Raw genomic sequence first — 11,478 nt, forward strand, 5'->3', positions numbered from 1 at the left:
CGCGGCGGCCTCCGCGGAGCGCTCAGAGCACCTTGGACAGGAACGCCCGGGTGCGCTCGTGGCGCGGGTTGGAGAGCACCTCGGCGGGCGTGCCCGACTCCACGACAAGACCGTCGTCCATGAAGACCAGGGAGTCGCCGACCTCGCGGGCGAACCCCATCTCGTGGGTGACGACCACCATGGTCATCCCGCCCCGGGCCAGGTCGCGCATGACGTCCAGGACCTCGCCGACCAGCTCCGGGTCCAGGGCGCTGGTGGGCTCGTCGAACAGCATCAGCGACGGTTCCATGGCCAGAGCCCGGGCGATGGCCACGCGCTGCTGCTGGCCGCCGGAGAGCTGGTCGGGGTAGGCGTCGGCCTTGTCGGGCAGGCCGACCCGCTCCAGCAGCTCCATGGCCTTGGCGTTGGCCTGGCTCCGGGGGATCCGCTTGACCTGTACGGGCGCCTCGGTGATGTTGCCCAGGACGCTCAGGTGCGGGAACAGGTTGAAGCGCTGGAACACCATGCCGATGTCGCTGCGCTGGGCGGCGATCTCGTTGTCGCGCAGCTCGTAGAGCTTTCCGCGCTTCTGCCTGTAGCCCATCAGCTCGCCGTTGACCCACAGCCGCCCGGCGGTGAGCTTCTCCAGGTGGTTGACGCAGCGCAGGAACGTGGACTTGCCCGACCCGGACGGGCCGATCACGCACATGACCTCGCCGCGCCCGACCTGGAGGTCGATGCCCTTGAGCACCTCCAGGCGGCCGAAGCTCTTGCGCACGTCCTCCGCCACGACGAGCGCGTCGGCGGGCAGGGTGGCGCCCTCGGCGGTCTCCACGACGCCCGGGTCCTTCGTCTTGTCGCTCACCTGTGCGCCCCTCCGACGATGCGGTCGCGGATACTGCCGTACTGGCCGGGGTTGAACCTGCGTTCGAGGAAGTACTGGCCCACCATCAGGACGCTGGTGATGGCCAGGTACCACAGGCACGCGGCGACCAGCATCGGGAAGATCTGGTACGTCCGGGAGCCGATGGCCTGGAGCTGGTAGAACAGCTCGATGGTCACCGGAACGTAGGCCAGCAGCGCCGTGTCCTTGAGCATGGCGATGGTCTCGTTGCCCGTGGGCGGCACGACCACCCGCATCGCCTGCGGCAGGGTGATCCGGCGCAGGACCCGGCCCTTGCCCATGCCCAGCGCCTGCGCGGCCTCGGTCTGGCCCTTGTTGACCGATTGGAGGCCCGCGCGGATGATCTCGGCCATGTAGGCGCCCTCGGAGAGCGACAGCGCCAGCAGGCCGGCGGTGTAGCCGCTCAGCACCGTGCGGGTGTCGATCTCGAAGAAGCGGGCGTCGCCCTCCAGGCCCAGCCACGACATCCAGTAGTTGTCGAAGGGCAGGCCGAACTCGATGGTCTGGTACAGGATGGCGATGTTGCCGAAGAGCACCGCCAGCACCAGGCGGGGCACGCCCCGGAAGAACCAGGTGTACAGCCAGGACACGGACACCAGGACGGGGTTGCCCGACAGCCGCATCACCGCCAGGACGATGCCCAGGACGACGCCGATGACCATCGACAGCACGGTGGCGCTGAGGGTGATCCACACGCCGCGCACGACCGGCTCGGAGAACATGTGGTCGAACATGAACGGCCAGTTGAAGGCGTCGTTCGTGAACAGCATGTGCACGAACATGGCCGCGAGGACGAGGATGACCCCGGCGGCGACCCACCGCTCGGGGTAGCGCACGGGGACGGCGGTGACGTGGTCGGCCGGACGGCCCGGTGCCGAGGTCTTCGACGCCGGGCCGTCCGTCGGTTCGGTCGGTGAGGACAAGGGTCGGTCTTTCGCTCAGTGGATGTGGTTCGGCCTGCTCACTCTGCGTTTTCGGGGTTCACCTCGGCGGACTCCATGCCGCCGGCGTCCACGCCCCACTCGCCCAGGACCTCGGCGTAGGTGCCGTCCTCGATGAGCGCGTTGAAGGCGGCGGCCACGGCCTCGGCCAGCTCGGTGTCCTCCTTGTTGGTGAGGATGCCGTACGGGGCGGCGTTGTACTGCTCGCCGATGAACTCCAGGACGCCCTCGCCGGTCTGCTCCAGCGCGTAGGCCGAGGTCGGCATGTCGGCGAGCGAGGCGTCGTTGACGCCGGAGACGACCGTCTCGGTGGCCAGCGGCTGGCTCTCGAACTTCTGGATGGTGATGGCCTCCTCGCCGGCGTCGACGCAGGCCGCGCTGCGCTCCTCGATGTCGGTGTCGTGCGTGGTGTTGGACTGCACCGCGATCCGCATGCCGCAGGCGTTGTCGGGGTCCACGTCCTGGGGGTTGCCCGCCTGGGCGAACCACTGGGTGCCCGAGGAGAAGTAGCTGATCATGTTGACCTGCTCCATGCGCTCCTCGGTGACCGTGAAGGAGGAGGAGCCCAGGTCGTAGGTGCCCGTGTCCACGCCGATGATGATGGAGTCGAAGGCGGTGGGCTCCCACGTCGCCTCCAGGCCGAGCTTGGCCAGGGCGGCGTTGACGAGGTCGACGTTGAAGCCGAGGACGGTCTCGCCGTCGGGGTCCAGGTACTCGCCGGGCGGGTAGGAGGCCTCGACGCCGACCGTGACGGTCCCGGCCTCGGCGATGTCGGCGGGCACGAGCGCGGCGAGCTCCTCGTCGACCTCGACGGAGGGCGCCTCGGGGGCGGCCGACTCCTCCGCGCCTCCGCCGCCGCCGTCCCCGCCGCCGCAGGCGGTCAGCGCCAGGACGCCGGCGAGGGACAGGGCGCCGAGGGCGAACGGCGTGGGCAGGGACTTGTGCAGAGCCATCGCGGGGTCTCCTTCGGGGGCGCGTAACGCCTGGCGGGGGCGGGTTCGTGACCCGACCGCCCGAGCCGGAACGACATTTAGGACAATCTTCTTTTAACACTCAGAAGCCGGTGCCGTCCCATCGTGCACACCCGCGATGTTCCTGTGGTCACCGTTGTGAGAGGATTGCGTAACGGGTCATCCCCGTGAGAGGCGGCCGCGCAGCAACTCGTATAGGAGTCCCGCGAAGAACGACTCTCCCCGGCGACACCACCGGTCATGGCCGACCGGCGCCGAGGAGGGCCCCCTAGCAATCGTCACGTCTTCGCGCGCGGTCCGCACCACCGCCAGGTCCGCCCCCGTCATGGCCGACGGCGGGTGGAACACGCAAGACCTGAGGGGTTTCAACCGTGACCACTGTTTCGCGTTCCCAGAACCCGCGTCGTGACGACGATCCCGCCTTCGCGATGCACCGCGGCGGCAAGCTCCACGTGACCTCGTCCGTGGACGTCCGCGACCAGGCGGGCCTGTCCCTCGCCTACACCCCCGGCGTCGCCCGCGTCTGCGACGCCATCGCCGAGTCCCCCGAGCTCGTCGACACCTACACCTGGAAGAGCAACCTCGTCGCCGTCGTCACCGACGGCACCGCGGTGCTGGGCCTGGGCGACATCGGCGCCGAGGCCTCCCTGCCGGTCATGGAGGGCAAGTCGCTGCTGTTCAAGCAGTTCGCCGGCGTCGACTCCGTGCCGATCGCGCTGGGCTGCACCGGGGTCGACGAGATCGTCGAGACCGTCGTGCGCATGGCGCCCTCCTTCGGCGGGATCAACCTGGAGGACATCTCCGCGCCCCGATGCTTCGAGATCGAGCGCCAGTTGCGCGAGCGCCTGGACATCCCGGTCTTCCACGACGACCAGCACGGCACCGCCATCGTCACCGTGGCCGCGCTGCGCAACGCCGCCCGGCTCACCGGGCGCTCGCTGGCCGACCTGCGCGCCGTGGTCTCGGGCGCGGGCGCCGCGGGCGTTGCCGTCACCAAGATGCTCGTCGACGGCGGGATCGGCGACATCGCCGTCGCCGACTCCAAGGGCATGGTCTACGACGGCCGCGAGGGCCTGACCCCCGTCAAGCGGGAGCTGGCCTCCATCAGCAACCGGGCCGGGCTGCGCGGTTCCATCGAGAGCGCGCTGGAGGGGGCCGACGTGTTCATCGGCCTGTCCGCGGGCGAGGTCCCCGAGTCCGTCGTCGCCACCATGGCCGACGACGCGATCATCTTCGCGATGGCCAACCCCAACCCGGAGGTGCACCCGGACGTCGCCCGCAGGCACGCGAGCGTGGTCGCCACCGGGCGCAGCGACTTCCCCAACCAGATCAACAACGTCCTGGCCTTCCCGGGCGTTTTCCGGGGCGCCTTCGACGCGGGGGCCACGGACATCACCGAGGACATGAAGCTGGCCGCCGCCACCGCGCTGGCCGACCTCGTGGGCGACGAGCTCTCCGCCGACTACATCATCCCCAGCCCCTTCGACGAGAGGGTGGCCCCGGCGGTCGCCGCCGCGGTCGCCGCCCAGGCCCGCGAGGACGGCGTCGTCCGCGGCTAGGGACCCGGACGCGACGGGGCCCGGAGGGTGCGCCCCCGCGCCGCCCTCCGGGCCCCGTCGCGCACTGCCTACCTGCCGTCGCCGGGGTCGTCCACCGCCTCGCTCCAGGGATCGGCGGGCGGCCTCGGACGTGCCCCGCCCTCGGGGGCGGGCTTGTCCTCGGAAGTCCCGGACCGCTCCGGGGCGGCGGGCTCCTGCTTGCCCGGCTCGGGGGCGGTGGCGGCCGCCTCCCCGGCGGGAGCGGCCCCGCCGGCCGCCTCCCCGGACCCCTCCGCGCGTTCGGCGGGCGGGCCCCAGTGACGCACGTCCCGGCGGATCACCTCGACCGTGTCGTCCAGGATGCGCCGCAGGTCGGTGGCGGCGGCCTCCCCGACGTGTCCCGCTTCGCGCACCACGTCGCGCACGCGGTCCCCGAAGTCGTGCAGCGCGCGCTCGAACTCCGGGCCCTGCGACGTGCGCTCGGAATCGCGCCTGCCGCCCCAGGCGGCTCCGAACGCGCCGAAGCCCTGTGTGAAGCGCTCCCACTCGCGGGACCAACGCGAGCCGTCCTCGCAGCCCCGCCCGGCCTGCTCGCGGCCCTCGCCGGACTCCTCCCCGGACGCGTCCGCCGCCCCCTCGCTCCGGTCGCTCTCCTCCGAGGCGGTTGAGTCGGCGGTTCCTGCGGGCTCGCCCGAGGCCTCGGGCCCGGAGCGGCGCGCGCCCCCGGAGGCGAACTTGAGCTCGTCGCGCAGCGAGCTGATCGTCGCGCGCACGTCCTGCTTGACCGCGCGGGCGATGTCGCGCACCGAGTCGGTGATCTCCCTCTCCAGGTCGTTCAGGTCGTTCTCGCGCTCGCGCAGCTCCTCGCGGCCCTTGTCGGTGAGGCTGTAGACCTTGCGTCCGCCCTCCTCGGTGTGGGTGACCAGCCCCTCCTCCTCCAGCCGGGCCAGCCGGGGGTAGATCGTGCCGGGAGAGGGCGAGTACACGCCGAGGAAGCGGTCGCGGAGCAGGCTGATGATCTCGTAGCCGTGCCGCGGGTTCTCGTCCAGCAGCTTGAGCAGGTACAGCCGCAGTCTGCCGTGGCCGAAGATGGTGCTCATTCAGGCCCCCTCGGGGATCGCGGCCGGTGCCTCGGGCGAGCGCCGCAGCAACGCGGTCCGGCCGGACGCGGAGTTGGTGGTGATGGAGGCGGGGTCGACGCCGCTGCCGATCCTCCCGCTCAGGACCGTCCTGGCGGGGGCGCTGCGACGGTCCAGCCCGAAGTCGGACTTGGCGGGCGCCGCCGCGGTGCGCAGCTCCACGGTCGCCGAGGTCTCGGAGGGCACCCGCAGGGCGATCTCACCCGAGACCGAGTTGAGCCGGACCCGCCCCGCCGGGGCGACACCGGTGTCGACCAGCAGCTGACCGGAGACGGTCTTGGCGCTCAGCGCGGACAGCCGTCCGCCCGCCACCGCCAGCTGGCCGCTCACGCTGTTGAACTTGAGGCTTCCGTGGGGCTCGCGCACGGCGGTGCTGCCCGAGACGGTGTTGATCTCGGTCTCGCCCGAGACGTCGTCCAGGGTGATCTCCCCTGTCGCGGTCCGCAGCTGGCTGCGGGCGCTGAGCCCGGCGGCGACGATCGGCGCGCTGGCCGTGCTGACCTCGACCGGGCAGTCCTTGGGCAGCCGCAGGTTCACGGTGGCCCTGCGGTGCTGCACGCTCTTGTAGCTGTTGAGCTGGACCGGCCGCAGCCGGTCCAGGAACCCCTGGCCGGTGAGGTCCTCGTACTGGACGGTGAGGATGCCCGCCTCCTGCGTGACCAGGAGGGGCTCACCGACGATGTCGGTGACCTCGAAGGTGACCGGGTCGTCGGTGGGAAGAATGTTGACGTGGCCCCCGATGATCCGGACCCGCAACGCGACGATGCCGTCCAGGGTCTGGGTCATCGGCCTGTCGATGGTCCAAAGTGCCATCGTGCTCGGCCCCTTTCGCTCGCTCTGTGGTCTCACGATATGTCGCGTCGGCGGCGAACTCAAGATATGTCGCGGATCGGCGGGTTGTTTCAGGGAGACCTCCGGGCGAACCCCGAGACCGCCGAGGGAGGTCCCCGGGCACGCGAAGGGGCCCGGGTCGCGCTTGACCCGGGCCCCTCAGGCGGTCACTACTCGTCGTCCTCGTCCTCGTCGTCCAGCCGCGCCAGCCAGGTGGCCAGCCGGTCGACCGGTGTCTCGAACTCGGGGTTCATGTCGGTGAACGCCCGCAGCTGCTCGGCGAGCCAGGCGAAGCTGACCTCCTCGCCGCCGCGGCGGTTCTCCAACTCCTCGATTCCGCGATCGGTGTAGTACACGTTCTTCCTTCTCCGTGCTCGCAGGCCCCCGCCGGGGCCCGGGGCGCGCGGAACCGCGCCCCGGGCCCCTCCTGCCGCTAGTCGGCGGGCGGGAAGACCGTGTCCACCAGTGCCCGCTGCTCGGCCTCGTGGCGCTTGGCCGAACCGGCCGCGGGCGCGGAGGAGGCCGGACGCGAGATCCGGGTGAAGGGGCGGTCGAGCTGCTCGGAGAAGACCAGCGCGACGAAGGGCCACGGGCCCATGTTCGCCGGCTCCTCCTGCACCCACAGGACCTCTCCCGCGTTGGGGTAGGCCTTGAGCTGCTCGCGGATCTCCTCGATCGGCAGCGGGTAGAGCCGCTCCGCCCGGATGATCGCGGTGTGCTTGTCACCGCTCTTGCGGCGCGCCGCGTCCAGGTCGTAGTAGATCTTGCCCGAGCACAGCACCACGCGCCGCACCTTGTCCGGCGCGATCGAGTCGTCCTTGATCAGCGGTTCGAAGTGGCCCGAGGTGAAGTCCGCGGCGGCCGAGGTGGCGGCCTTCAGGCGCAGCAGCGACTTGGGCGTGAACACCACCAGCGGGCGCTCCAGCGTCGACTTGGCCTGCCAGCGCAGCAGGTGGAAGTAGCTCGCCGGGGTGCTGGGGTGGGCCACCGTCATGTTCTCCTGCGCGCACTGCTGCAGGAACCGCTCGATGCGGGCGGAGGAGTGGTCCGGCCCCTGGCCCTCGTAGCCGTGCGGCAGCAGCAGGGTCACGCTGGAGCGCTGTCCCCACTTCTGCTCGCCCGCGCTGATGTACTCGTCGATGATGGTCTGCGCGCCGTTGACGAAGTCGCCGAACTGCGCCTCCCACATCACCAGGGCGTCGGGACGGGTCAGCGAGTACCCGTACTCGAAGCCCAGGGCCGCGTACTCGCTCAGCAGGGAGTCGTGCACGTGGAACCGGGTGATGCCGTCGTCGAACTGCTTGAGCGGCGTGTGGGTCTCGCCGGTCTCGCGGTCCATCAGCGTGGCGTGGCGCTGGCCGAAGGTGCCGCGGCGGCTGTCCTGGCCGATGAGCCGGACGGGGTGGCCGTCCAGCAGCAGCGACCCGAATGCCAGCAGCTCACCGGTGGCCCAGTCGACCGCGTCGGTCTCGACCATCGTCGCGCGGCGCGAGAGCTGGGGGGCCAGCCGCGGGTGCGGCGTGAAGCCCTCGGGCAGCGACACCTGGGTGTCGATGACCCGCTTGACCGTCTCGGTGCTGACCGCCGTCTCGACGGCGGAGTGCTCCAGGCGGCCCTCGGTGAACACCTCGGGCTTGACCACGGCGCCGGGCTCGATCGGCTTCTTCTCGACCTCTCGGGTCTCGGTGAAGGCCCGCTCCAGCTCCGACTGGTAGTCGCGCAGCGCCGACTCCGCCTCCTCCACCGTGATGTCGCCGCGGCCGATGAGGGCCTCGGTGAACAGCTTGCGGGTGGAGCGCTTGGCGTCGATGACGTCGTACATCAGCGGCTGGGTGAAGGCGGGGTTGTCGCCCTCGTTGTGGCCGCGGCGCCGGTAGCAGACGAGGTCGATGACGACGTCCTTGTTGAAGGCCTGGCGGTAGGCGAAGGCCAGGTGCGCGACCCGGACCACGGCCTCGGGGTCGTCCCCGTTGACGTGGAAGATCGGTGCCTGCACCATCCGCGCCACGTCCGTGGCGTAGACGCTGGAGCGGCTGTCGGACGGCGAGGTGGTGAAGCCCACCTGGTTGTTCACGATGACGTGCACTGTGCCGCCGGTCCGGTAGCCGCGCAGCTGCGACAGGTTCAGCGTCTCGGCGACCACGCCCTGCCCGGCGAACGCGGCGTCGCCGTGGATGAGGATCGGCAGGACGGTGAAGCCCTGCGGGCCCTTGTTGAGCACGTCCTGCTTTGCGCGGACGATGCCCTCGGCGACCGGGTCGACCGTCTCGAGGTGGGACGGGTTGGCGGCCAGCGAGATGCGGATCCTCTGGCCGTCCTGGGTCTCGAAGGTGCCCTCGGTGCCCAGGTGGTACTTGACGTCGCCCGAGCCGTGCGCGCTGCGCGGGTCGAGGTTGCCCTCGAACTCACCGAAGATCTGACCGTAGGACTTGCCGCAGATGTTGGCCAGCACGTTCAGGCGGCCGCGGTGGGCCATGCCGATGACGGCCTCGTCCAGTTCGGCCTTGGCAGCCTTGGAGATCACGCCGTCCAACAGCGGGATCAGCGACTCGCCGCCCTCCAGGGAGAAGCGCTTCTGGCCCACGTACTTGGTCTGCAGGAAGGTCTCGAAGGCCTCGGCGCTGTTGAGCCGGTGCAGGATGTGCAGCTGCTCGTCGCGGTCGAGCTTCTCGTGCTCGCGCTCGACGTGCGCCTGGATCCACTCCCGCTCCTCCGGGCTCTGGATGTGCATGTACTCGATACCCACCGTGCGGCAGTAGGTGTCGCGCAGCACGCCCAGCACGTCGCGCAGCTTCATGACCTGCTTGCCGCCGAAGCCCCCGGTGGGGAACTCTCGGTCCAGGTCCCACAGGGTGAGACCGTGTTCGAGCACGTCCAGGTCGGGGTGCTTGCGCTGCTCGTGGTCGAGCGGGTTGGTGTCGGCCATCAGGTGGCCGCGCACGCGGTAGGCGTGGATCAGCTCCTGGACCCGGGTGGTCTTGTCGAGCTGGGTGGCCTTGTTGACGTGGATGTCCTGCACCCAGCGCACCGGCTCGTAGGGGATGCGCAGCGAGTTGAAGATCTCGTCGTAGAAACCGTCCTCGCCCAGCAGTAGCTGGTGGATCCGGCGCAGGAACTCGCCGGACTGCGCACCCTGGATGATGCGGTGGTCGTAGGTGGAGGTCAGCGTCATGACCTTGCTGATGCCCAGCTCGGCCAGGGTGTCGGAGGAGGCGCCCTGGAACTCGGCCGGGTACTCCATCGCGCCCACGCCCAGGATGGTGCCCTGGCCCGGCATCAGGCGCGGGACCGAGTGCACGGTGCCGATGCCGCCGGGGTTGGTGAGGCTGATGGTGGTGCCCTGGAAGTCCGGCACGCCCAGCTTGTTGCCGCGGGCCTTGCGGACCAGGTCCTCGTAGCCGCTCCAGAACTCCGTGAAGTCCATCTCGTCGGACTTCTTGATGGAGGGGACGACCAGCTGCCGGGTGCCGTCGGGCTTCTGGAGGTCGATCGCCAGGCCGAAGTTCACGTGTTCGGGCTTGGCGACGCCGGGCTTGCCGTCCACCTCCGTGTAGGAGTGGTTCATCTCCGGCATGGCCTTGAGGGCCTTGACCATGGCGTAGCCGATGAGGTGCGTGAAGGAGACCTTCCCGCCACGGCCGCGCCGGAGGTGGTTGTTGATGACGATGCGGTTGTCGAAGAGCAGCTTGACCGGCACCGCGCGCACGCTGGTGGCGGTGGGCAGGCCCAGGCTCGACTCCATGTTGGTCGCGGTCCGCGCGGGTGCGCCGCGCAGGCGCTCCTGCTTGACCCGGAGGGCCTCGTCCTTGCCCTCCTCGCCGTCCTTGCTCTTGGGCTTGGCGGACGCGGCCGGGGCCGCGGGGGCGGACGGCTTCTTCTTGGGGGCGGAGGCCGCGGGGGCCTTCTCGCCCTGCGCCTTCGCGCCGCTCCCGCCCTTCGCGCCAGCAGTCTCCGCGGGCTTGTAGTCCGCGAAGAAGTTCCACCAGGCCTTGTCAACGGAGTTCGGGTCGTTCAAGTACTTCTGATAAAGCTCCTCGACCAACCACTCGTTGGGACCGAAATCTGTCAGGGGTTGAGACGCCTCAGACGACACGGCGGAGATCGCCCACTTCCGCAGCTCGCTTGTGAATGTGTAGGAAGACGGGTGGCTGCTGGCAAGGCGGGCTCGAGAAACGAACGCGGGAGCTGTTCCGCGCATACGGAGAAGCATCTGGCCTGGCCAGCACTCGTCGGGTACAAGGCTACTTGTACCGGCCTCCGCGCGGGGAACGCTGCCCTTGTGGAAACTAGGAGATAGGTAACAATCTTTCACATCGACGCTGGCACTACGCGTGAGTAACAAAGCCCAGAGTCGCGAGAGTGTCAGGTTTGCGGGGTTTTGCAGGGGTTTGGCGATGTGAACTTGTTGACCGCGTCCGGCCACGCCGGATGTGGCGTGCAACACGGTGCTCCGCGGGGAACCGGCCGGGGCGGGCCCCCGTCGGAGGTGGTGCGAGCGGCCGGGCAGGACGGCCGGGCCCCCTCCGCCGGTCTTCCCAGCGGGCGGGACGGGGCCCGGGCCCGGCCGCGAACGCCCTTTCCCTCGTGCGTGGACGCGTGTTCGCTGGTGAAACGCCGGTTACCGGTGCCGAGCGTGTGCGGATCTGTGTGCTCTGCGGAGTTCTCCCACGCGGGAGGCCCCCTCGTGTCTACGATCCTCGGAACCGAGTACGTGACGGGCGGGGAGGCCATGAGGGGTCTGGGCGAACTGGAGGCGGCCATCATGGACGCGCTGTGGCGGTCCGAGGAGCCGATGTCCGTGCGCCGGATCCGCGAGAGCATGGTCTACGACCGCGACGTGGCCTACACGACCGTCATGACGGTGGCCAACATCCTCTTCACCAAGGGCCTGCTGGACCGGGAGAAGACCGGCCGCGCCTGGACGTACTGGCCGCGCGAGTCGCACGCCGAGTACACCGCGCGGATGATGGACGAGGTCCTCAACACCGGGCCCGACCCCGGCGCCACCCTGCTGCGCTTCGTGGAGCGCTTCAGCGACGAGGAGGTGGCGCGCCTGCACCGCGTGCTGGCCCAGGCCCGGGACCGGCGCGGCGTCGCCAGCTAGCTGGACTCCCTCCGGCCGCCGCCCCCGGTCGTGTCCCCCGGATCATTGCGGTCCCGCCTGCCGCCCTCCGC

General features: G+C 70.2%; 9 protein-coding genes. 2 read left to right on the plus strand and 7 right to left on the minus strand.

Annotated features, from left to right (window positions below):
• Positions 1 to 22: 22 nt before the first annotated feature.
• Genes ABD54_RS11440 through ABD54_RS11450 form a run of 3 tightly spaced genes read right to left on the minus strand, consistent with a single transcriptional unit; the run spans position 23 to position 2,777 of the window.
• The gene (locus tag ABD54_RS11440; RefSeq protein ID WP_047869436.1) at positions 23 to 844 is read right to left on the minus strand and encodes an amino acid ABC transporter ATP-binding protein; all 822 of its coding nucleotides are present in this window, start codon (positions 842 to 844) and stop codon (positions 23 to 25) included.
• Positions 841 to 1,806: an amino acid ABC transporter permease gene (locus tag ABD54_RS11445; RefSeq protein WP_047869437.1), complete on the minus strand. Its 966-nt coding sequence runs from the start codon at positions 1,804 to 1,806 to the stop codon at positions 841 to 843. The genes ABD54_RS11440 and ABD54_RS11445 overlap by 4 nt, the downstream gene beginning before the upstream one ends.
• A gap of 38 nt (positions 1,807 to 1,844) precedes the next feature.
• A complete protein-coding gene (locus ABD54_RS11450; protein ID WP_047869438.1) occupies positions 1,845 to 2,777 on the minus strand; it encodes an ABC transporter substrate-binding protein in 933 nt (310 codons plus the stop codon).
• A 446-nt stretch (positions 2,778 to 3,223) separates the two neighbouring features.
• On the opposite strand from ABD54_RS11450, the gene ABD54_RS11455 reads away from it, so the two are divergent.
• The gene (locus ABD54_RS11455; protein ID WP_047869439.1) at positions 3,224 to 4,354 is read left to right on the plus strand and encodes a malic enzyme-like NAD(P)-binding protein; all 1,131 of its coding nucleotides are present in this window, start codon (positions 3,224 to 3,226) and stop codon (positions 4,352 to 4,354) included.
• 68 nt (positions 4,355 to 4,422) lie between these two features.
• On the opposite strand, the gene ABD54_RS11460 is transcribed toward ABD54_RS11455, so the two are convergent.
• From ABD54_RS11460 to ABD54_RS11475, 4 genes are all read right to left on the minus strand, one after another.
• On the minus strand, positions 4,423 to 5,433 hold the full coding sequence (locus ABD54_RS11460) for a PadR family transcriptional regulator (protein WP_047869440.1): 1,011 nt from the start codon (positions 5,431 to 5,433) through the stop codon (positions 4,423 to 4,425).
• Positions 5,434 to 6,285 carry a DUF4097 family beta strand repeat-containing protein gene (locus tag ABD54_RS11465; protein WP_047869441.1) on the minus strand — a complete coding sequence of 284 codons (852 nt, stop codon included), beginning with the start codon at positions 6,283 to 6,285 and terminating at the stop codon, positions 5,434 to 5,436. It lies immediately after the preceding gene.
• A 188-nt stretch (positions 6,286 to 6,473) separates the two neighbouring features.
• On the minus strand, positions 6,474 to 6,659 hold the full coding sequence (locus ABD54_RS11470) for a DUF6104 family protein (protein ID WP_047869442.1): 186 nt from the start codon (positions 6,657 to 6,659) through the stop codon (positions 6,474 to 6,476).
• A gap of 77 nt (positions 6,660 to 6,736) precedes the next feature.
• Positions 6,737 to 10,396, minus strand: a complete 3,660-nt coding sequence (locus tag ABD54_RS11475; RefSeq protein ID WP_047869443.1) for a multifunctional oxoglutarate decarboxylase/oxoglutarate dehydrogenase thiamine pyrophosphate-binding subunit/dihydrolipoyllysine-residue succinyltransferase subunit — start codon at positions 10,394 to 10,396, stop codon at positions 6,737 to 6,739.
• A gap of 636 nt (positions 10,397 to 11,032) precedes the next feature.
• On the opposite strand from ABD54_RS11475, the gene ABD54_RS11480 reads away from it, so the two are divergent.
• Positions 11,033 to 11,407, plus strand: coding sequence for a BlaI/MecI/CopY family transcriptional regulator (locus ABD54_RS11480; protein ID WP_047869447.1), 375 nt, complete (start codon positions 11,033 to 11,035; stop codon positions 11,405 to 11,407).
• Positions 11,408 to 11,478 lie beyond the last annotated feature (71 nt).

This window comes from Nocardiopsis sp. RV163 (assembly GCF_001029525.1).
In the GTDB taxonomy this organism is placed as follows: domain Bacteria; phylum Actinomycetota; class Actinomycetes; order Streptosporangiales; family Streptosporangiaceae; genus Nocardiopsis; species Nocardiopsis dassonvillei.